At 70.2% G+C, this 22283-nt stretch carries 15 protein-coding genes and 1 pseudogene; 9 read left to right on the top strand and 7 right to left on the bottom strand.

Features of this window, described 5'->3' with window-relative positions; genetic code table 11:
* The coding region (locus tag NS3_RS27405; RefSeq protein WP_157101567.1) for a serine/threonine-protein kinase at positions 1-815 on the bottom strand (815 nt) is incomplete at its 3' end.
* A 61-nt stretch (positions 816-876) separates the two neighbouring features.
* Positions 877-4473, bottom strand: a complete 3597-nt coding sequence (gene metH, locus NS3_RS27400) for a methionine synthase (RefSeq protein WP_067865702.1) — start codon at positions 4471-4473, stop codon at positions 877-879.
* A gap of 145 nt (positions 4474-4618) precedes the next feature.
* Between metH and NS3_RS27395 the strand changes: the two genes are divergently transcribed.
* Entirely contained in the window at positions 4619-5503 is an 885-nt protein-coding gene (locus tag NS3_RS27395) for a PAC2 family protein (RefSeq protein WP_157101566.1), read from the top strand.
* Between the two features lie 108 nt (positions 5504-5611).
* On the opposite strand, the gene NS3_RS30235 is transcribed toward NS3_RS27395, so the two are convergent.
* Positions 5612-6232, bottom strand: coding sequence for a hypothetical protein (locus tag NS3_RS30235; RefSeq protein ID WP_245649841.1), 621 nt, complete (start codon positions 6230-6232; stop codon positions 5612-5614).
* A gap of 199 nt (positions 6233-6431) precedes the next feature.
* Between NS3_RS30235 and NS3_RS27385 the strand changes: the two genes are divergently transcribed.
* The 4 genes from NS3_RS27385 to NS3_RS27370 all read left to right on the top strand — a co-directional run bounded on the left by NS3_RS27385 (position 6432) and on the right by NS3_RS27370 (position 15227).
* Positions 6432-7628: an NsdA family TPR-like regulatory protein gene (locus NS3_RS27385; protein WP_084495999.1), complete on the top strand. Its 1197-nt coding sequence runs from the start codon at positions 6432-6434 to the stop codon at positions 7626-7628.
* A gap of 114 nt (positions 7629-7742) precedes the next feature.
* On the top strand, positions 7743-9374 hold the full coding sequence (locus tag NS3_RS27380) for a TIGR02677 family protein (protein WP_084495995.1): 1632 nt from the start codon (positions 7743-7745) through the stop codon (positions 9372-9374).
* Positions 9374-10798 (top strand): DUF2398 family protein, encoded by a 1425-nt coding sequence (locus NS3_RS27375; protein ID WP_067865710.1) that lies wholly within the window; start codon positions 9374-9376, stop codon positions 10796-10798. Before NS3_RS27380 ends, NS3_RS27375 begins: the two co-directional genes overlap by 1 nt.
* A gap of 1 nt (position 10799) precedes the next feature.
* The gene (locus tag NS3_RS27370) at positions 10800-15227 is read left to right on the top strand and encodes an SbcC/MukB-like Walker B domain-containing protein (RefSeq protein ID WP_067865692.1); all 4428 of its coding nucleotides are present in this window, start codon (positions 10800-10802) and stop codon (positions 15225-15227) included.
* Between the two features lie 7 nt (positions 15228-15234).
* Here the strand turns inward: NS3_RS27370 and NS3_RS27365 are convergent, their stop codons facing one another.
* Positions 15235-15753 carry a M15 family metallopeptidase gene (locus NS3_RS27365; protein ID WP_067865689.1) on the bottom strand — a complete coding sequence of 173 codons (519 nt, stop codon included), beginning with the start codon at positions 15751-15753 and terminating at the stop codon, positions 15235-15237.
* Between the two features lie 302 nt (positions 15754-16055).
* On the opposite strand from NS3_RS27365, the gene cutA reads away from it, so the two are divergent.
* A complete protein-coding gene (gene cutA, locus NS3_RS27360; RefSeq protein WP_067865686.1) occupies positions 16056-16382 on the top strand; it encodes a divalent-cation tolerance protein CutA in 327 nt (108 codons plus the stop codon).
* A 343-nt stretch (positions 16383-16725) separates the two neighbouring features.
* Here the strand turns inward: cutA and NS3_RS27355 are convergent, their stop codons facing one another.
* Positions 16726-18402 (bottom strand): fumarate hydratase, encoded by a 1677-nt coding sequence (locus NS3_RS27355; RefSeq protein ID WP_067865707.1) that lies wholly within the window; start codon positions 18400-18402, stop codon positions 16726-16728.
* 250 nt (positions 18403-18652) lie between these two features.
* On the opposite strand from NS3_RS27355, the gene NS3_RS27350 reads away from it, so the two are divergent.
* Positions 18653-19123 (top strand): MarR family winged helix-turn-helix transcriptional regulator, encoded by a 471-nt coding sequence (locus NS3_RS27350; protein WP_067865705.1) that lies wholly within the window; start codon positions 18653-18655, stop codon positions 19121-19123.
* A 25-nt stretch (positions 19124-19148) separates the two neighbouring features.
* On the opposite strand, the gene mftD is transcribed toward NS3_RS27350, so the two are convergent.
* Entirely contained in the window at positions 19149-20366 is a 1218-nt protein-coding gene (gene mftD / locus NS3_RS27345; protein WP_067865683.1) for a pre-mycofactocin synthase MftD, read from the bottom strand.
* On the bottom strand, positions 20357-21055 hold the full coding sequence (gene mftE, locus NS3_RS27340; protein WP_067865680.1) for a mycofactocin biosynthesis peptidyl-dipeptidase MftE: 699 nt from the start codon (positions 21053-21055) through the stop codon (positions 20357-20359). Before mftE ends, mftD begins: the two co-directional genes overlap by 10 nt.
* A 65-nt stretch (positions 21056-21120) precedes the next feature.
* Between mftE and mftR the strand changes: the two genes are divergently transcribed.
* Complete coding sequence (mftR, locus tag NS3_RS27335; RefSeq protein WP_067865676.1) at positions 21121-21762, top strand: mycofactocin system transcriptional regulator MftR; 642 nt, start codon at positions 21121-21123, stop codon at positions 21760-21762.
* Positions 21763-21838: 76 nt separating this feature from the next.
* Positions 21839-22283: pseudogene (locus tag NS3_RS27330) on the top strand (STAS domain-containing protein); the annotation flags it as partial.

Raw genomic sequence — 22283 nt, 5'->3', positions numbered from 1 at the left:
CCGGCCGCCACATCGGCGAGCGCACGCGCCGCTTCCCGCATCGTCGGCCGGTCCTGCACGTCCACCGAGAGCAGGCTCATCAGCACCGGTGCGAGCGGTCCGGCATTACGCGGCGGCGCGACCTCGCCGAGGGCGACGGCGTGCAGGATCGCCAGCGGATTGTCGCCCTCGCCGAACGGCGGCGCGCCCTCCACCGCGGTGTAGAGCGTCGCGCCGAGCGCGAACACGTCCGAGCCGGGCAGCGGGTCCTCGCCGCGCGCCACCTCCGGCGCGAGGTAAGCCGGCGTGCCCGCCAGCAGACCGGTCGCGGTGACCGTGACGTCGCCGACCGCACGGGAGATGCCGAAGTCGGTGAGCTTCACCGTGCCGTCGTCGGCCACCAGCAGGTTCGCCGGCTTCACATCGCGGTGCATGATCCCGGCGTCGTGCGCGGCCGCCAGCGCCGAGGCGGCCTGCGCGCCGATCTCGGCGACCTCCAGCGGCGGCAGCGTGTGCCCGCCGGCGATCTTGAACGCCAGGCTCGGCGCGTCCATGTACTCCATCACCAGCCAGGGCTGGCCGTCTTCCTCGGCGACATCGAAGACGGTGATGGCGTTGGGATGGTGCAGCCGGGCGGCGATGCGGCCCTCGCGCATGGCGCGCTGCCTGGCCTCGCGCGCCTGCTCCGGTGTCAGCCCTGGAGTCGGCAGCAGCTGCTTGACGGCGACGACGCGCTCGAGCCGCTCGTCGGTGGCGCGCCACACCACCCCCATCGCCCCGCTGCCTACCTTTTCGGCCAGCCGGTACCGTCCCGCGATCAACCGGTCCGCCGTCATCTGGTCGCGCCCTTCCTCACCCGAGAGTCCACCGAAAGATCCATCCACCCCGCATCGGGTCTCAGGCGTTGAAGTACTTGGCCTCCGGGTGCAGCAGCACGAACGCGTCGGTCGACTGTTCGGGATGCAACTGCAACTCCTCGGACAGCACCACTCCGATCCGGTCCGCTTCGAGCAGCTCGACCAGCTTGGCGCGGTCCTCGAGGTCCGGGCACGCGCCGTAGCCGAAGGAGTACCGTGCGCCACGGTAACCCAGTTTGAAGTACTCCTGCACGTCGTCGGGATCGGATTCGGCGACCGCGCGGCCGTCGAGCACCAATTCCTCACGCACCCGGCGATGCCAGTACTCGGCCAGGGCCTCGGTGAGTTGCACGCCGATGCCGTGGACTTCGAGATAGTCGCGGTAGTTGTCGGCGGCGAACAGCTCGTTGGCGAAGTCGGCGATCGGTTGGCCCATCGTGACCAGCTGGAACGGCAGCACATCGACCTGTCCGGTGGCGCGGGCCTGCTCCCTGGACCGGATGAAATCGGCGATGCACAGGAACCGGTCGCGCTGCTGGCGCGGGAAGGTGAACCGGAACCGTTGCGGCGCATCGGGTTCGGGTTCGGTGAGCACGATCACGTCGTCGCCCTCGGACACCGCGGGGAAGTAGCCGTACACCACCGCGGCGTGCTGGAGCACGCCCTCGGTGGCCAGTCGGTCCAGCCACGCGCGCAGCCGCGGGCGGCCCTCGGTCTCCACCAGTTCCTCATAGGAGGGACCGTCGCCGCCGCGCTGCCCGCGCAGGCCCCACTGGCCCAGGAACAATGCGCGCTCGTCGATCAGGCCCGAATACTCCTGCAGGGCAAGACCCTTCACCACGCGGGTACCCCAGAACGGCGGCACCGGCACCGGCAGGTCGGCGGCCACGTCGGAACGCTCCGGCACCACGACGGGCACCTCGGCGGCCTTGCGCTTCTCGGCGATGCGCTTGGAGCGCTCGTGACGCGCCTTGCGTTCGGCGGCGCGCTCGCGTTCGGCGACGGCCTCGGGACTGTCCGGGTCCGGGCCCTCGCCGCGCTTGCGCGCCATGATCTCGTCCATCAGCCGCAGGCCCTCGAAGGCATCACGTGCGTAGTACACGTCGCCCTCGTAGACCTCGGTGAGGTCGTTCTCGACGTATCCGCGGGTCAGCGCGGCACCGCCGAGCAGCACCGGGAACTGTTCGGCCACTCCCCTGGAGTTGAGCTCCCCGAGGTTCTCCTTCATGACCACGGTCGACTTGACCAGCAGACCGGACATGCCGATCACGTCGGCCTTCTTGTCCACCGCGGCGTCGAGGATGGTGCCGATCGGCTGCTTGATGCCGAGGTTGACCACCTCGTAGCCGTTGTTGGACAGGATGATGTCGACCAGGTTCTTGCCGATGTCGTGCACATCGCCCTTGACGGTGGCCAGCACGATACGGCCCTTGCCCGCGTCGTCGGTGGCCTCCATGTGCGGTTCCAGGTAGGCCACCGCGGTCTTCATCGCCTCGGCCGACTGCAGCACGAACGGCAGCTGCATCTGGCCGGAGCCGAACAGCTCGCCGACGGTCTTCATGCCCGACAGCAGGGTTTCGTTGATGATCCGCAGCGGCGGCACCTCGCGCATGGCCTCGTCGAGGTCGGCGTCCATGCCCGCCTTCTCGCCGTCGACGATGCGCCGCTCCAGGCGTTCGAACAGTGGCAGCGCGGCCAGTTCCTCGGCGCGGGAGGCCTTGGACGAGGAGGTCGACACGCCCTCGAACAGCGCCATCAGCTTCTGCAGCGGGTCGTAGTCGGGGGTGCGCCGGTCGTAGACGAGGTCGAGCGCGGTCTCGCGATGTTCCTCGGGGATGCGGCTCATCGGCAGGATCTTGGAGGCGTGCACGATCGCCGAATCCAATCCGGCCTGCACGCATTCGTGCATGAACACCGAGTTCAGTACCTGGCGGGCGGCCGGATTGAGGCCGAAGGAGATGTTCGACAGGCCGAGGGTGGTCTGCACCCGCGGATGCTTGCGCTTGAGTTCGCGGATCGCCTCGATGGTCTCGAGACCGTCGCGGCGCGACTCCTCCTGGCCGGTGCCCAGGGTGAAGGTCAGCGTGTCGACGATGATGTCGGCCTCGTCGAGACCCCAGTTGCCGGTGATGTCGGCGATGAGCCGTTCGGCGATCTCCACCTTGTGCTCGGCGGTGCGGGCCTGGCCGTTCTCGTCGATGGTCAGCGCGACCACCGCGGCGCCGTGCTCGGCGACCAGCGCCATGATCTGCTGGAACCGCGAACCGGGCCCCGCGCCGTCCTCGTAGTTCACCGAGTTCACCGCGCAGCGGCCGCCCAGGTGCTCGAGGCCGGCCTGCAGCACGGCGGGCTCGGTGGAGTCCAGCATGATCGGCAGCGTGGAGGAGGTGGCCAGCCTGCTCGCCAGCTCGTCCATGTCCTGCGCGCCGTCGCGGCCGACGTAGTCGACGCACAGATCGAGCATGTGCGCGCCGTCGCGGGTCTGGTCCTTGGCGATGTCGAGGCACTTCTGCCAGTCCTGGGCCAGCATCGCCTCGCGGAAGGCCTTGGAACCGTTGGCGTTGGTCCGCTCGCCGATCATCAGGATCGAGGCGTCCTGCTCGAACGGCACCGCGGTGTAGATACTCGACACCGCCGGTTCCGGGGCGGGCGAACGACGCTGCTCGGGCGCGGGCAGCGTGGTCTCGACCTCGCGCACCGCCTCGACCACCTGCCGGATGTGTTCCGGGGTGGTGCCACAGCAGCCGCCCACCAGCGCCAGGCCGAATTCGGAGACGAATCCGCTCAGCGCCACCGCCAGCTCCTCGGCGGTCAGCGGGTACTCCGCGCCGGACGCCCCGAGTACCGGCAGGCCGGCATTGGGCATCACCGACACCGGCACCCGCGCGTGCCGCGACAGGTGCCGCAGGTGCTCGCTCATCTCGTCCGGGCCGGTCGCGCAGTTCAAGCCGATCATGTCGATGCCCAGCGGCTCGAGCGCGGTCAGCGCGGCGCCGATCTCGCTGCCGACCAGCATGGTGCCGGTGGTCTCCACGGTCACGTGCGTGATGATCGGGATGCGCCGACCGGCCTGCGCCATCGCGCGCTTGCAGCCGGTGACGGCCGCCTTCACCTGCAGGAGGTCCTGGCAGGTTTCGATGAGGATGGCGTCGGCGCCGCCGTCGAGCATGCCGAGCGCGGACTCGACGTAGGCGTCGCGCAGGGCGGCGTAGGGGGCGTGGCCCAGCGTCGGCAGTTTGGTGCCGGGACCCATCGACCCGAGAACATAGCGGGGGGCGCCGTCGGCGCTCGGCCCCATCTCGTCGGCGACCTCGCGGGCCAGCCGGGTGCCGCGTTCGGACAGATCGCGAATGCGATCGGCGATGTCGTAGTCGCCGAGGTTGGACAGGTTGCAGCCGAAGGTGTTGGTCTCGACCGCGTCGGCACCGGCCTCGAAGTAGGCGCGGTGGATACCGCGCAGCACGTCCGGGCGGGTCTCGTTGAGGATTTCGTTGCAGCCCTCCAGGCCGCGGAAATCGTCGAGGGTGAGATCGGCGGCCTGCAACATCGTGCCCATCGCACCGTCGCCGATGACGACACGCCGACGGAGCGTGTCGAGAAGGGTGGTATCGAACCCGGCGGAATTGGACACAGACATAGGTACAAGCCTAGTGGCCGCTCCCGACAGCACGGCGCCGGTATCGCGGCTCGGGCTCGCGCGTGTGCCCGGACACTGTTTCACGGCCCGCGGCAACCGGTAATCGGCACCACAGTCGCTGCGAGTAAGCCGTAGGCTCAGCAGGGTGAACCCCAGTGATACCTCCGATTCGGAATTGCCGACGTTGCGGGATCCGGTACTGATCGCCGCTTTCGAGGGCTGGAACGATGCCGGTGACGCGGCCAGTGGTGCGGTGGAACATCTGGAACTGATCTGGGACGCCGAACCGCTGGCCGAATTGGACTCCGAGGACTACTACGACTACCAGGTGAACCGGCCGACGGTCCGCCAGGTGGACGGGGTGACCAGGGAGATCCAGTGGCCCGCGACGAGCCTGTCGGTGTGCTCGCCTCCGGGCAGCGACCGCGACGTGGTTCTGCTGCGCGGCATCGAGCCGAACATGCGCTGGCGGAGCTTCTGCGGCGAACTACTCGAGTTCGTCGAACAGCTGGGTGTGCAGACCGTGGTGATCCTCGGCGCGTTGCTGGCCGACACCCCCCACACCCGTCCGGTCCCGGTGACCGGCTCCGCCTACAGCAGCGAAGCCGCGGAGCGCTTCAACCTCGAGCAGACCCGCTACGAGGGACCGACCGGCATCACCGGCGTGCTGCAGGATCAGTGCGTGAAGGCGGGCGTACCCGCGGTGTCGTTCTGGGCGGCGGTGCCGCACTACGTCTCGCAGCCGCCGAACCCCAAGGCGACGATCGCGCTGTTGCACCGAGTCGAGGACGTGCTCGACATCGAGGTGCCGCTGGGCGAATTGCCCAAGCAGGCCGAGGAGTGGGAGTCGGCCGTCAGCGAAATGACCGAGGGCGACGAGGAGATCACCGAGTATGTGCGCTCGCTCGAGGAGCGCGGGGACGCGGCCGTCGACATGAAAGAGGCCATCGCCAAGATCGACGGTGACGCTATCGCGGCGGAATTCGAGAAGTACCTGCGCAGGCGGGGTCCGGGCAGCTTCGGGTTGTGACCCGAGGACCGGGCGGTCGCGGGGCGGTCGCCAGGTGATGGCCGGGAGGTCGCCGGTGGGGATTCCTGTCGGCGGCTTCGGCTGTCGCCGTGCGATTTCCGGGAGGGTCTACTCGGCCGCGATAGATGCCGCCCGGTCGGTTCGGTAACCGTCGGGCAATGTGTCCGATCCGCCCGACGATCCGGCCACCGGCTCGCAAACGTCGGGACTCTCCGGCACGGCACCCTGCTGCGCGGCTGTACCCTGCTGCGCGGCTGTACCCTGCTGCGCGGCTGTACCCTGCTGCGCGGCTGTACCCTGCTGCGCGGCTGTACCCTGCTGCGCGGCTGTACCCTGCTGCGCGTCATCGATGGTCCACACCCGCGCCGCCGCGTCGTGTGCCAGTTTCGCGATCAGGATGTCGCGCGGAATCGTCTGTCCGGCCAGGTGATCCAGCGAGGGCACGACGACGTGATGAGCGTCCGCCCGGCGCAGCTCCTGGGTGAGTTCGACGAAGGCGGCCCCGTCGCCCCCGGTCTCCTCGTGGAACGTCGCCGCGAAACACAGCCCCTCTTCGCGCGCGAGCGAACTCATCTTCGCTTCGAGTTCCTCGCGGTGCCCTTCGGCGAGATCGTCTCGCAAGTATCCGTAGATCAACGCTTCCACCCGAACCTCCGTTGGATTGGGGCCGTTGTCACCGATGTGGACATTCCCCCGCGTGTCCTGCTGCGGGGCACTGCGATCGGACATGCTCGCGGCCTTGCAGTTGTACTTGCATCTGTACGACCGGCAACCCGTCCGCTCCTCTTTCAGAATGACTGACGCCAAACTGCGAATGCAGGTGTCAACCCGGGGACATCTGCGTGCCCTATCCGGTGCACCAGAGGTTAACTGGTGCGATACTACAGACGTGACCGCGAGTGAGGAACGACCCGTGTGGGCTGTCCGGATGCGCTCTGAACGTGACGCGAGGGGGTGGTCCCAGGCCGACGCCGTGCGCGCGATGAGAGCGAAGACCTCGCACAACCTACCGACCGACTCGACCCTCCTACGCAATTGGCGCCGTTGGGAATCGGGCGAATCGCGCCCCGACGACTTCTACGCGCCGATCATCGCCGCCACCTTCGACACCGTGACGGCGGCCTTCTTCCCCAAGGCCAGACCGAATCGCGACGACGAACTGCTGTCGGCAACGGGGATGGACACCCTCGAATTCATCGGCAGGCTACGGATGTCGGACGTCTCGGCCTCCACCCTGGACGCCATCCGCATCACCGCCGAGCGTCTGTGCTGCGAATACTCCTATGCCGACCCGTATCACCTGCACGCCGAGGGCACCGCCTGGCTGCGCCGCATCACCTCACTGCTCGACGGCAGGCTCACCCTGGCCCAGCATCGCGAAATCCTCGTCATGGCCGGATGGGTGGCGCTGCTGGTCGGCTGCGTCGACTACGACCTGGGCAAGCGCAGCTCGGCCGAGGCCACCCGGCGCGCGGCCTGGTCGCTCGGCCAGGAGGCCGACAACCCCGAAATCAGCGGCTGGGCTGCGGAGATGGCGGCCTGGTTCGCGTTGACGCAGGGTAACTACCGGGGTGCTGTGGAGGCGGTCGACGCGGTCTTGGAGGACACCCGACATATCGGCGTCGGCGTGCAGCTGGCCGCCCAGCGGGCCAAGGCGTTCGCCCGGCTGGGTGATGTCGGCGAGGTCGACAAGTCGCTCGGCATCGGCCGAGCGATCTTGGACAGCCTCGAGCATCCGGCCAATCTGGACAACCATTTCGTGGTCGATCCGCAGAAGTTCGACTTCTACGCCATGGACTGCTGCCGGGCGTCCGGGCAGGATCGGCTGGCCGAAAGCTATGCGCACCAGGTGATCCGGCAGTCCACCCAAGCCGACGGCACAGTGTTCAATCCGATGCGGGTGTCGGAGGCGCACCTGACGCTGTCGGTGGTCGCGGTGCGCGACCGCGATCTGGAGCGTTCGGTCGACGAGGGCATGAAGGCCTTCGCGTGCAAGCGGCGTTCGCTGCCCTCGCTGATGTGGATCGCCGGCGAGGCGGCCAGGGAGATGGCCGAGCACTACCCGGGCGACCCTCGCACGAAGTCCTATCTCGATCAGTTGCGCGCGATCTCCGCCGAGGCGTGAGGCGCGTCCTCCGCGTCGGCCCGGACACCACGGCCCGGACATCCCGGCAGGGCCGGACCGGTGTCCGGGCCGCGCTCGCGGCGAACCTCCGGTAATCGAATCCGGCCACGCCGAATGCCCGCGGGTGATGTCGGCGGCGATCGCCCCGCTATTACCCTGTTGCCGGTGACCGACTCCGATGACCGGCCCGGCGGCCCCGACGACCGGCCCGGCGGCGACGTGGACCGGCCCGGCGGCGACGTGGACCGGCGGCTTCGCCTGTTCTCTTTCGCGACGGCGGACAGGCGCGTGGACTATCTGCGGGTGCTGCGCGCCTTCGACAGCGCCCGCGCCGCCTACGTGGTGTTGCTGCACGCCGACGACGTCGCCGAATGGGTGGTCGCATCGGGTGGCGGCGAACTGACCGCGATCCATGCCGCGCCGCTGCTGGATCAGCTGCACCGATGGGGTGTACTGCAGCGCAGCTACGACGGCACCCGCGCGGCGACGCTGGCCGAGTACCGCAACCGGCATTTCGTCTATCAGTTCACCCAGCCGGGGTACCAGGCCTATCGCTCGGTCGCCGACGTGCTCGACGCGCGCGGTGAGGAAGCGTCGCTGTCGCGCTTGGTGTTGCCGGAGCTGCTCGCCGATCTGGGCGCACTCGCCGAGGCCAATCGCGCCGGAGACGCCGAGCGCGTCTACCGGACTCTGCGCAGGCTCGACACGACGCTGTCGGATCTGGCCGGGCGCGCCGCGCACTTCTATCTGTCGCTGGGCGATCTGCTGCGCACCACCGAGGTCACCCCGGAATCGTTTCTGGCGCACAAGGACACGCTGCTGGCCCACATGCGGGAGTTCGGCATGGATCTGGCACGTTTCACGCCGCGACTGGCGGCGGGCATCGCCGCGATCGAGGAGACCGGTGTCGAGACGATGCTCGAGCGAGCGGCGCGCTGCGACGAACGGGTGCTGCTGTCGCGGGCCGATCGCGAGGCCGACTGGCGGGCACGCTGGCAGGGGCTGCGTGGCTGGTTCGTACCCGCGACCGACGGCCCCTCGGACGGCTTCGGCGCGGGGACCGAGGCCGAGCGGTTGCGCGAGGCCACCATGAGCGCGATCGCCGCGGTGCTGGCGTTGCTGCGCCGCGTCACCGAGACCAGGCGCGGCGGGGTGAGCCGCGAATCGGCGCTGCGGCACCTGGCCGCCTGGTTCACCGGCGCACCGACGGCGGAGAGCGCGCACGCGCTCTTCGATGCGGTCTTCGGCCTGGGCAGGCCCCGTCATCTGGCGATGGCGCACCCCGATGCCGACCTGGTGCCCGCGAGCCGATCCTGGTGGGAGGCGCCGCCCCTGGAGATCTCGCGCACGCTCGCCGAGACCGGCCGCCCGCCCGCCGCGGCGGCTCCTGGCCGCATCCAGCGGGATCAGGCGAGCGTGCGGCGATTGCGGGAGGCGCAACTGGCCGCCCAGCGCGCTCGCGCCGAGGCGGCGCGTTCGCTGGCCGGCGCCGATGTGCACGAGCGAGTTCTCGACGAGCGCGAGACCGAGATGCTGTTGCGCCTGCTGGACGCGGCGTCGACGGCCTGGGTGCCGGTCAGCGGCCGGGTCGGGGGCAGCACCGGCAGCGACAGCGGTGTCACCCTGACCGTGTCCGAACACCCGGAACCCACGGTGGTGCGCACCGCCCGCGGTCTGCTGCACCTGAACAACCGCAAACTCGAGGTGCGCGCCGGAACCGCCCGATCCGGCGGGGAGACACGGTGATCCACGCCCAGCGCATCGACCCGCTCGAACTCGGCACCTATCAGCGGGCGGCCCGGCTGGTCCTGGCCCATCACCTGGTGACCCGCGACTACCCCGACCGAGCCGCGCTGCCCCTGATCCGCCGCTGGACCACCGAACTGCGCGAGGATCTGGCCGCATTGTTCGGCTACCGCCTGGAGGTCACCGAGACCACCGCCCGGCTGTTCCCGGTCGTCGACGCCCTCGATCCGGGCAGGCCCGCGCGCACCGTCAACGACCGGCTCTTCGATCGCCGCCGCTACACATACCTGGCCCTGGCGCTGGCCGCGCTCGGCAGGGCAGGGGAACAGATCACGCTCTCCGAACTCGCCGAGCAGGTGATGGCCTACACCGGGCAGATCGACGGGCTGGAGCTGTCCGCCGACCGGGCCGCGGACCGGGATGCCTTCGTGGACGCGGTCGGCTGGCTCGCCGCGCGTGGCGCGCTCGCCCTGGCCGACGGCGACGCGGGTGGCTGGGCCGCCGATCCGGAAGCGGGCGAGGCGCTCTACGACATCGACCGCGCGGTGGTTTTCGCGCTCTTCCGCCCTTCACGCGCGCTGCAGCATCTGGACAGCGTCGCGGGGTTGCTCGGCGAGGACACCTCGCCCGCCGGTGACGACCGGGTGGGGGATGCGGCCGCGATCGCGCGGGAGATCCGGCGTGCGGTCGTCGAACGCCCGGTCGTCTACGCCGCCGATCTGACCGGTCCGCAGCGGGCGGTGCTCGCGCAGGACTCGGTGACCGCCGAGGTGGCGGCGTTCACCGGGCTGCCGGTGGAGCGACGGGCCGAGGGCGTCGCGTTGATCGACACCTCCGGACGGCTCTCGGATGTGCGGTTTCCCGGCGCGGGCACCCTCGCGCAGGTGGGACTGCTGCTGATCACCGAGATCGCCGACCTGGTCCTCGATATCGACGAACCGCTCCCGCGCAGACCGCTGGGACCGGACCCGGCACTCGATCTGCTCGCCGCACTCGACAGCGCGATTCCCGAAGCCACCCTCTTCGCGCCGATGATCGACGGCCCCGCTGCGGCGGATCCCTTCGACGACTCGGGGCGGGCGGACCGGGTGTCCGACGAGTACGGCGAGGGCGGTATCGAGCCGGAACCCGAGACCCATCCCTTCGTCGGCACCGAGCGGCTGCGGGCGATCGTCGGTGTGCTCACCGAGCGTTACGGCTCCACCTTCGCCGCCCACTGGCTCGCCGATGTGCCCGGTCTGACCGCCGAGGCGCTCGATCTGCTGCGGCGTCTGCGCCTGGTGCACCCGGTAGCCGACGGCGTGCTGGTGCTGCCCGCGCTGGCGCGCTATCGGGGCGCGGTCGTGTCGGTGCGCGCCCGGCGTGCCGAGGAATTGTTCGTCAGCGCCGCCGATACCGGCGCGAGCGGTCCGGAAGGGATCTGACATGTCGGTCATCCACGGCGGTGTGCGCTTCGTCCCGGCCAGGGCCGGAATCATCAATCTCTGGGATTACCGCGACCAGGAGTTCTGCTTCGCCGACGGCAGGCTGGTGTTGCGCGGCCCGAACGGCTCGGGCAAGACCAAGGCGCTCGAAGTGCTGTTCCCTTTCGTCCTCGACGGGCGCATCGAGCCGAGGCGGTTGAATCCGTTCGCGGGCGAAGAACGCACCATGAAGTCGAATCTGCTGTACCGCAAACAGGATTCGGCCTACTCGTATGTGTGGATGGAGTTCGCGCGCGGACGCCGGGACGATCCGGAGGTCGTCACCGTCGGCATCGGCATGCGCGCGACCCGGTCCTCGGACAAGGTGACCCGCTGGTACTTCGTGGCCGACGGCCGGGTGGGCGTCGACTTCTCGCTGCTCGGACCCGACGACCGTCCGCTGACCCGCAAGCAGCTGGCCGAGGAGATCGGCGCCGACAGCATCGTGGATCGTCCGGTGGACTACCGGGCCGCCATCGACGCCCGCATGTTCGGTCTGGGGGTCCAGCGCTACGACCAGTTGATCAACCTGATCCTCACCCTGCGCCGTCCGCAGCTGGCCAAGAATCTCGACCCGCGCGGCCTGTCCCAGGCGCTCACCGGCGGCCTGCGCCCGCTCGACGACCAGCTGGTCCTCGACGCGGCCCGCTCCTTCAGCGATATGGAGGAGGTCGGGCGAACCCTGACCGGTCTGGTGCACGCCGACACCGCCACCCGCGCGTTCGTCGATGTCTACCGCAGGTATCTGGCGGTGCAGGCCAGGACCGAGGTCGAGCAGGTCGGCGCGCGACTGGATGCGGTGACCCACGCGAGCACCGCCCTGTTCGCGGCGACCGAGTTGCGCCGCCGCCGCGAAGCCGAACGCGCCGCCGCCGAGGCTCGCGCCGACGACGCCGACCGCGCCTACGAGCAGGCCCGCACCGATCGCGAAGCCCTGCAGCGTTCCGGCGCCTACGAAGGCAAGCAGCAACTCGACGACCTCGCCGACGCGGTGCGCCGGCTGGAGAGTTCGGCGGCGGTGCACCGCGACAAGGCGGTGGCCGCACAGAAGACCGTCGACCAGCGCGCCCAGGAGGCCGAGCGGACGCACGCCGCCGTCCGCGAATCCGTCGAGGCCCTCACCCTCGCCGAGGACAGCACCCGCGCCGCCGCCGAAGAAGCGGGCATCAACTGGGCCGCCCCCGAGCACGCCCGCGGCGAGGCACTCACCGCCGCCGTCCGCGCCCGTGCCGAGGAACGCGATGCCGACCTGCGCGCCACCCGCGCCGCCCGCACCCGGCTCGACGCCGCCCGCGCCGAACGCGAACGCGCCGAACGCCTCACCCACCGCACCACCACCGCCCGCGACACCGCCACCGCCGAACTCGCCCGCGCCGAAGCCGACGTCGAACTCGCCCGCACCCGTCACGCCGCCGCTCTGCGCGACTGGCAGGCCGAGCACCGCGAGCTCTACGCCCCCCTCGGCCCCGGCCTCGTCGACGCCCTGACCTCGGCCTCGGCCGATTCCGGCGCGACCACCTCGCCCGCCGAACTCCTGGCCGAGCGAACCGCCCCGCTGTCGGAGGAACTCCGGGAACGCCGCCTCGCCGCCCGGGCCCGCGCGGTGGCCGCCGAGTCCGTGCTCGCCGACCTCACCGCCGAATCCGACCGTCTCCGGGGCGAATTCGACTGCTCCCCCACGCCCGCCACCGACCCGGCGGCCGATGTGCCCGGCCGCACAGGGTTTCCCCTGTGGCGGCTGATCCAGTTCGGCGACAACGTCACCGAGGAATCCGCGGCCGGGATCGAAGCCGCTCTCGAGGCCGCGGGCATTCTCGACGCGCGGGTCGGCGCCACACGCCCGGGCGCCGACGCGACCGACAGGACAAGGCCACCGGGTACGGCGATGGCCGACGTGACCGGACAGCCGACGGCAGCGACAGCCGATGTCACGGCGCCGTCCGATCGGGAAGACCCCGACTCGGCAAGGCAGTCCGGCATCGGACAACCAGGTCCGGTGGCGGCGGACAGATCAGGGCGGCCCGGCGAGCACACGCGGCCCGGCACGAGCGCGGCCGGTGCGCAGTCCCTTGTCCCGCTTCCCCCGGAGCGCCGACCGGCCACTCGCACACTCGCCGACGTGCTCCGAGTCGAGCGGGACTGTGCCGATCTCGGCGTCGATCCCGAGGTCGTCGCCGATCTCCTCGCCTCCGTCGCTCTGCTCGAGGGCGGCGAGACATCCGAACACACAGCGACCACGGAGCCGGATCACACGGCTCTGACGGTCGACACGAACGGCGGCTACCGGCACGGCGTCCGGCTGGGCAGGGCAGGCAAGGCACGCGCCGAGTACATCGGGGCGGCGGCGCGCGCCCGGCGCAGGCAGGACCGGCTGACCGAACTGGACGCCGAGACGACGACCGTGCGTGAGCAGGCGCGGCAGGCACGAGAGGAGATGGCGCGAGCCGAGGCCGGACTCGCGGAACTGACCGCGGCGGCCAAGGCGATGCCCCGGACGACGGCGGTGACCACAGCCTTGCGGGCGGTCGCGGAGGCCGCGGGCGGATTGCGGTCGGGCGCCGAGGCCGCGACCCAGGCCGAGCGCGAGCTCGACCAGGCCGTCGCCGAGGTGACGGCGCAGGAAAAGAAGCTGCGGGCGATCGCCGCCGAGCACGCCACGCCGTGCGAGGCCGCCGAGCTGGACGCACTCGCCGCCGCCATCCGGCATTTCGAGAACACCGGCGCGGGGCTGGCCCGGTTGCGGCTCGAGCACGAGCGCGCGCTGGAACGCGAGCGGGAGGGCGTCGATCGGTACGACGAGGCGGTGGCGCTGGCCGAGGCGTTCGCCGAGGAAGCCGAGGCGGCGCGGGCGGGTCTGGAGGAGCAGCAGCGCAAGCTGGCCACGCTGCGGGACGCTCTGGGGGCGGGCGCGGCCGAGATCGACGCCGAGCTCGAGCGCGCCGCACAGCGCATCGACGCCTGCCGAGCCGCGCAGAAGTCCGCGCGCACGGCCGCCAACGCGGCCATCGCCGCCGTCGGCGACGCCGAGGCCGCCTATCGCACCGCGCACGAAGCGCTGGGCACCGCGCTGACCGAAGTACTGGCCCAAGCCCGTGCCCTCGCGCCCTACGCGCAGCCGGATCTGCTCGCCCTGCTCGGCGCGGATCCGGGCTTACGCTGGCCGAGCAGCCCGGCCGCCTGGTCGACCCCGGAGCAGGTGCTCTATCGCATCGCCCAGGCCGGACCGGACGGGACCGCCCAGATCCTGCCCGTCGAGGCCGCCGAACTGTTCGAGGCGCTGTCGACGGCGACGAACCGGGTGCGGGCCGGAGAGGCCGCCCGCAAATCCACGCGCAGCGCTGTCACCGCGGCGCTGCAGGAGTTCGACGCCGCGCTGGCCGCGTCCGGACGCGACTACCGATTGCGCTGGGACGCCGCCGACGGGCTGACGGTGGTTCAGGTGCAGGACGAGCACGGGCTGTGCCCGCTGGCGGATTTCGCCGCACGCGTGGCGAGCGCCCGCAGCGATCAGGAGCTGCTGCTCACCGACTCCGAGCGCCGCATCCTGGAGGACGCCCTGCTGACCGGCCTGGCCCAGCAGATCCACGAGCGTACCGGCGATGCCCGCGATCTCATCGCCAAGATGGGTGCGGAGATGAAGAAGCGCCGGATGTCCTCGGGCAACACCATCGGGGTGCACTGGCTGCTGGCCGACGACCTCTCCGACAGTGCGCGGGCGATGTGCAAGCTGCTCGATCGTGAGACCGCCGCACTGGAACCGGCGGATCTGGCCGCGATCCGAGCACATTTCGCCGCCGAGATCCGGGCCGCGCGGGCCGCGCACCCGGAGCGGTCCTACCCGGAGATCCTGGCCGCCACCTTGGACTACCGGCGCTGGCGGGTCTTCTCGTTCACCTTGATCGGCGCCGACGGCAGCGAGGACAAGCTGACCGTCGCCCGGCACAGCGCGCTCTCCGGCGGTGAGCAGTCGGTCTCCCTGCATCTGCCGTTGTTCGCCGCCGCGCACGTGATGCTGGACTCGGCCGATCCGCAGGCGCCGCGCCTGCTGGCGCTCGACGAGGCCTTCGCCGGCGTGGACGACAACGGCCGCAGCGAATTGCTCGGCCTCAGCGTGCAATTCGACCTCGACCTGTTCATGACCGGCTACGACCTGTGGATCACCTACCCGCACGTCCCCGGCTGCGCCCACTACGACCTGGCCCATTCCGCCGCCGAGCACACCGTCAGCGCCACCCTGCTGGTGTGGGACAGCGGGGATCTGCTCGCCGAACACGACGGGACCGACCTCACGACCGCGCTCGGCTCCCCCGACCGCCGCCGGGTCCCCGCGGGCATCGACGGGGGGCTGCCGCTCGACGACATGCCGGGCACCCCGGCGACAGTGTCCTGACCGGGCCTCAGCGCGCGCTCGCGTCGGGCAGCATGGCCGGGCACGGCCTGCCGGGCAGGGTGGCCGACTCGAAGTGCCACCATTCGTTGAGGAACGTCCGACAGAGCCCCCAGCGGTTGCCGTTGGCCTCGAGCCACTGCGCGCCCGCCTGCGGGCCGACATCGATCGCCCGGCCGGTGACGTGGGTGGATTCCTCCGGCGGGAGCACCCAACGCCTGGCCTCCTCGGGGCTGCCGTAGGTGGCCAGCCCGTCCTCCCACATCTCCTGCTGCTCGGCGGGGGTGCGGTAACCGGATGTGATCCACAGCGGCACACCCTCGGCCCCGGCGGCGTCGGCGGCCATGGTGTAGGCCAGCGCCAGCAGCGGGTCGAGGCCCGCGGTGCCCGCCGCCGAGCCGAGCCCTTCCCCGAGGTCGCCGGGCGCCGCCGTCGCGGTGGCTGTGCCGAGTGTGCCGCCGAGGGCGACGACCGGGGCGGCCACCGCCGCCAGAGCGACTCTTCTACCGAGCGAACGAGTCCGAAGCATGACGACGATGGTAACGGTGAGGCGGCACCGGACCCGGAGGCGTGAGCAGCGCAACACGCCCGGCGTGAAGCACGCAGGAAATGGCGTGTCGGGTGCTGCGAACAGCATGATGCGCCAAGAACATTCGCCGCGCCTGGTGGAAATCGCGCTATCCACAAAGTTATCCAGTGCTGTGTATCACAGGAGCGTCTGCGCGGCTACCAATCGCCGGCGCGTGCCCCGGTGGGCCGATTCGCCGGAACGAGCACGAATCACCTCCGGGTAGCGCGATATCCGGTCGCGGGTGGGCGACACTGTTCGGCATGGCCGACGACCAGATCGTAGACGTGACCATCACCGCCGACGACGCCGAATGGCTGGCCGGGTTCGCCCGCGGCCTCGTGACGGACCGACTCGCCGCCTGCGGCAACATCATCCCCGGCGTCCGGTCGATCTTCCGCTGGAAGGGCGAGGTCGACGACGAGGCCGAGACCCTGCTCGTCCTGCACACCCGGGCCTCGCTGGTACCGAAGATCATCGAACGCGCCGACGCCGAGCATCCCTATGACACACCCCAGGTGCTCGCGCTCCCGGTGGCCGCCGCGCACCCGGGCTATCTGCGATGGGTCTTGGACGAGACCGCGCACTGAGCCGAGCCGTTCATCCCCGCAGCCGAAACACGTCGAGCCCGACGGCCGGAGGGAGCCTCCCCGGCCATCGGGGCTCAGCGACGAGCGCCGGTCGACGCCCGGCCACGGAAACACCATCCCCGGATGCTCCCACCGGCCGAACCCGTCCGGATCGAACGGATCGGACCTGTCATCCGATCACCGTTCCGCGGAACCGGTTCCGCGGAACCCACCGACTCCTCGAGCCGGAATGCCCAGCGCGACAGCACGTGACATCCCGACTACAGAGTGCCTTGCCGAACCCACGTGCCGCTGCGGTGAATCGAGGGACATCCCGATGTCCGCACGCCGCCGGAGGTGTCGGTCAGACGCGCTCCGCGGACCGGGTGCGCACCCGCAGCGCGATCGGCTTCTGGGTCTCGGCGAAGAAATCGTTGCCCTTGTCGTCGACCACGATGAACGCCGGGAAGTCCTCGACCTCGATCTTCCAGACCGCTTCCATGCCGAGCTCGGGGTACTCGAGCACTTCGACGTTCTTGATGCAGTCCAGCGCCAGACGCGCGGCCGGGCCGCCGATGGAGCCGAGGTAGAAGCCGCCGTGCTCCTTGCAGGCCTTGGTCACCTGCGCCGAGCGGTTGCCCTTGGCCAGCATGACGAACGAGCCGCCCGCCGCCTGGAACTGGTCGACGTAGGAGTCCATCCGACCGGCGGTGGTCGGGCCGAACGAACCGGAGGCGTACCCCTCGGGTGTCTTGGCCGGACCGGCGTAGTAGACGGCCATCTCGCGCAGGTACTCCGGCATCGGCTCGCCGGCGTCCAGCCGCTCCTTGATCTTGGCGTGCGCGATGTCGCGGGCCACCACGAGCGGGCCGGTCAGCGAAAGACGGGTCTTCACCGGGTATTTCGACAGCTCGGCGCGGATCTCCGACATCGGCCGGTTCAGGTCGATCTTCACCACGTCGCCGCCGAGGATCTCGTCGGTGTGCTCGGGCAGGTACTGCGCGGGGTCGCGCTCGAGCTGCTCGAGGAACACGCCCTCGGCAGTGATCTTGGCCAGCGCCTGGCGGTCGGCCGAGCAGGACACCGCGATCGCGACCGGGCAGCTGGCGCCGTGCCGCGGCAGGCGGACCACGCGCACGTCGTGGCAGAAGTACTTGCCGCCGAATTGCGCGCCGATGCCGAAGGATTGGGTCAGCTTGAAGACCTCTTCCTCGAGTTCGAGATCGCGGAAGCCGTGGGCGGCCATGGACCCCTCGGTGGGCAGGTGGTCCAGGTAGTGCGCCGAGGCGTACTTGGCCGTCTTGAGCGCGAATTCGGCGCTGGTGCCGCCGATCACGACCGCCAGGTGGTACGGCGGGCAGGCGGCGGTGCCCAGCGAGCGGATCTTCTCGTCCAGGAACTGGAGCATCCGCTCGGGATTCAGGATCGCCTTGGTCTCCTGGTACAGGAAGGACTTGTTCGCCGAACCGCCGCCCTTGGCCATGTACAGGAATTTGTAGGACGGCTGTGCGGCCGCACCGGGGGTCGAGTACAGCTCGATCTGCGCGGGCAGGTTGGTGCCGGTGTTCTTCTCGTCCCACATGGTGACGGGGGCGAGCTGGGAGTAGCGCAGGTTGAGCTTGGTGTAGGCGTCGAACACGCCGCGGCTGATCCACTCGGCGTCGTCAACTCCGGTGAGCACGCCCTCGGACTTCTTGCCCATCACGATGGCGGTGCCGGTGTCCTGGCACATGGGCAGGATGCCGCCCGCGGAGATGTTGACGTTCTTGAGCAGGTCGAGCGCAACGAAGCGGTCGTTGCCCGAGGACTCCGGGTCGTCGATGATCCGGCGCAGCTGGGCCAGGTGGGCCGGGCGCAGATAGTGGCTGATGTCGTGCATCGCCTCTGCGGTCAGCATCTGCAACACTTCGGGCTCGACCTGAAGGAAGGTGCGGCCGTTGTGTTCGAACGTGCTCACGCCCTCGGTGGTCAGCAGCCGGTACGGCGTGTCGTCGGCGCCGATCGGCAGCAGATCTGAATAGCGGAATTCCGGGGCGGTCACGGATCGCACTCCTTCGAGGTGGGACGGCGGCTCGCGCACAGGCGTCCGGCTCGGCTCGAGGTACGCCGGACCCGAGCCGGGCTGGTCTCGAGCGCTCACGAGCGTATCCGCGACCGGGAACCGCCTTCTGGTTAGGCAAGCCTTTGTAGACTGCGGTTGCACGTGTCACCGCCGAGTGCTAACTGTCGTCTGACGCGCCCCACCCGTGACGGTTGTCGCCAACGACGCGTCGGAGGTGGAGGCAGAGCCCGTGAGCGAACCCCGGTGGCTGGACGAACTCGAGATGCGCGCCTGGCTGGGCTTCGTGCGCAGCCGCGACACCATCGCCGCCGCGGTCGGTCGCGACTCGGTGCGCGATTCCGATCTCACCTTCGTGGAGTACTCCGTGCTGGCCTATCTCGCCCAGTCCGAGGACAACCGACTGACTTTCGCCGATCTGGCCGCCAAGCTGGAGTGGTCGCAGAGCAGGCTCTCGCATCAGATCACCAGGATGAGCAAGCGCGGACTGGTCGAGCGCGAGTCGATCCCCGCCGACGCCAGACGTACGGCGGCCCGGCTCACCGACGTCGGCGTGCAGGTGCTCGCGGCCGCCGCACCCGCGCATCTGCGCAGCGTGCGGCGGCACATCATCGATGTCCTCGACCGCGACCAGCTCGCAGCGCTGGCCGACATCTACGACACCCTGCTCGCCCACCACCGCAAGCCGCCGCACACCGGCTGAGGCCCGCGGTGGCAGGCGGTCGGGATCAGGCCGACGCGGTGGCCGGACGGGTGATCGCCGGGTTCTCCGGTACGCCGAGCGCCCGCTCGAACCCGTCCGGCACCACGATGTCACTGCGATCGAGATCGGTGACCTTCGTCTTGCGCAGCCCGAGCAGCGCCGAGTCGATGCCGCCGCGCAGGATGTCGAGCACGTTCTCGACACCGGCCTGCCCGTTGGCGGCCAGGCCCCACAGGTAGGCGCGCCCGATCATCACCGCCCGCGCCCCCAGCGCGACCGCCTTGACCACATCGCTGCCACGCCGGATGCCGCCGTCGAGCAGCACCTCGATCTCGTGACCGACGGCATCGGCGATGACCGGCAGCGCGCGGATGGCCGCCGGGGTGCCGTCGAGGTTGTTGCCGCCGTGGTTGGAGACCGAGATCGCGGCCACGCCCGCGTCCACCGCCCGGTGCGCGTCGTCCACCCGGATCACGCCCTTGAGCATGACCGGCCCGCCCCACTGCTCGCAGATCCAGGCCACGTCGTCCCAGTCCGGGGCGGGCGTGCCCATCCACTGACCGTAGGCGCCGAAGAAGCCCGGGGCCGCGCCGCCGCCGACGGCCATATTGGGCGCGGTGAGGTCGGGGATGCGACCGGACTTGACATAGGTGGCCAGCCAGCGCGGCCGCGCCAGGGTCTGCGGCGCGAAGCTCAGCATGGTCTTGAGGTCCAGCTTCTCCGGGATCTGCGGGCTGCCCCAGTCCCGGCCGTGCGAGAACGACCAGTCCAGCGTGAGGATCAGCCCGACCGCACCGGCCGCCTTCGCCCGCGCCATCCGCTCGCTGATCTCATCTTTGCCGCCGCACCAGTACAGCTGGAAGAAGGTGGCCGGGTTGGCCGCCACCACCTCTTCGACCGGCTTGCTCGCGAACGAGCTCAGCCCCATCGCGATACCGCGGTTGGCGGCCGCGCGCGCCACCGCGACCTCGCCGTCGGGGTGCACGGCCTGCACGCCGGTCGGCGAGATGAGCACGGGCATGGAGAGATGCTGTCCCAGGACCGTCGTCGACTGATCGCGCTCGCCGATCGGGCCCGCCGCGTGCGGGGCGAAGCCGAGTTCGGTGAAGGCGCGTTCGTTCTCTCCGATGGTCTGGCCGCGTTCGGAGCCGGCGATCAGCGCGCCGTACACCGATTTCGGCAGCCTCTTCTTCGCGCGCCGCTGCGCCTCGGCAACGGTCTCGAACCAAGCGTTCATCGACAAGCCCTTTCCACGTTCTCCGGCCACCAGTGCCGGACCTTGTGCACCAAGTCCTCTGTCAGCGCGTCGAGCAGACGCCGTCCCTCGTCGGCATCGGCGCCGACCGGGTCGCCGAGCACGCCGTTCTCACTGACCGCGCGCACGCCGCCTGCGCGCAGCAGCGGCAGGATCTCCCCCAGCGGCCGGGTGTCGCCGCGTTCGGCGCGCTCCAGACGCACCCGCCCCGGGTCCAGCGCCAGTTGCAGCGCGGTCTCGGCCCGCCCGGCGTGCGGATCGCCCGCCCACGCGGGCAGGTGTAGCCGTACGTCACGTGACTCCGAGCGCAGCAGCGTCTCGGCACGGCGCAGCGATTCGAGGTTGCCGCCGTGACCGCTGACGATCAGCAGCCGATCGAAGGTATCGGTGGCCGACCGGCACAGCTCGACGATCACCAGCTCGAGCGCGCGCTGACCGATCGACAGGGTGCCGGGGAAGCCCGCGTGCTCGCCGCTCGAGCCGTAGGGCAGGGCGGGGGCGATAAGGACATCCGGCCGCCGCTTCGCCAGCTCCGCGCACAGCGCCACGGCGATGTCGGTGTCGGTGGACAGCGGCAGATGCGGCCCGTGCTGCTCGGTCGCGCCGACGGGGATGGCGAGGATCACTCCGGCAGCGGAGTATGCGCCCGCCTCCGGAGATGTGAGATCAGCCATCATGCGTTCAGACATTAACGTCACGCACTGACATAATCAATAGCTTCAGCCGCTGACATAATCGAGCGGTGACGACCACCCGTCCGGGCCGCCCGCGCGGCACCTCCAAGCGCGATCTCGAGCTGATCGCGATGCGCCTGTTCAGCGATCAGGGCTTCGACCACACCACCGTCGAGCACATCGCCGCGGCCGCGGGCATCAGCGGGCGCACCTTCTTCCGCTACTTCCCCAGCAAAGCCGAAGTCCTCTGGCACCAGTTCGACGCCGAAGTCGACGCCCTGCGTGCGGCTTTCGCCACCGTGCCCGCGGAAGTGCCCCTGATGACGGCGGTGCGCGAGGTGGTCGTGCAGGCCAACACCTACCGCGCCGAGGATGTCGAGGAACTGCGCACCCGCATGCATCTGATCGCGTCGGTGCCCGCGCTGGCCGCCACCGCCGGGCCGCATTACGACGCCTGGGAGCGCGCGGTCAGCGACTTCGCCGCGCACCGGCTCGGTGAGCCCCCGGACGCGCTGCTGCCGATGGCGGTCGGCCGGACCACCCTGGCCGCGGCACGCGCGGCCTTCGACGCCTGGCTGCGTCAGGCCGACGCCGACCTGACCGTCTATCTGGACCGGGCACTGTCGGCACTGGAACACGGTTTCGCTGTCGGCGGACGAACTCCGGGCGAGCAAACCCCAGGTTTGGGCGCAGATCGCGGTGGGGTATGACTAGGCTCGTGCTCGGCTACGTCCGTGTACACGTGTTTTCCGATGTCGTTTGTCGTCGAAAGGGGCTGGAGTATCCATGTCCGAGGTGTCCATGAGCCTTTCGGCGGACTCACTTCCCGAGGGCCCGGTCGACAACCTGTTGCCCCAGCTCGTCGAACATCTGCGGCAGAACCGCACCGCGTTGCGCGAGGAATGGGCCAGGCGCATCACCGACGCCCAGCTGCTCACGGCGATGACCCCGGAAGAGATCTTCTCCGAGGCGACCTCGATCTACGACAACTACGTCGAGGTGCTCGAGACCGGTAGCGTCGAAGCCCTGCAGGCCTACGCCCGCGATCTGTCCGAGCGCATCATTCCCCGAGGCGTCGAGACCGACGAGGTGCTCGGCATCGTGCTGCTGCTGCGCGACGTGCTGGCCCGCTCGCTGTTCGAGAAGTACCAGTCGAACTTCAAGCTGCTCAACCACGCGCTCGACGCCTACGAACCGGCTGCCAACCGCATCGCCAGCACCGTGGCCATTT

The sequence above is a fragment of the Nocardia shimofusensis NBRC 100134 genome (genome assembly GCF_001613125.1).
In the GTDB taxonomy this organism is placed as follows: domain Bacteria; phylum Actinomycetota; class Actinomycetes; order Mycobacteriales; family Mycobacteriaceae; genus Nocardia; species Nocardia shimofusensis.
The sequence above is the reverse complement of the archived record's forward strand: the minus strand, read 5'-3'. Positions and strand labels throughout refer to the sequence as shown.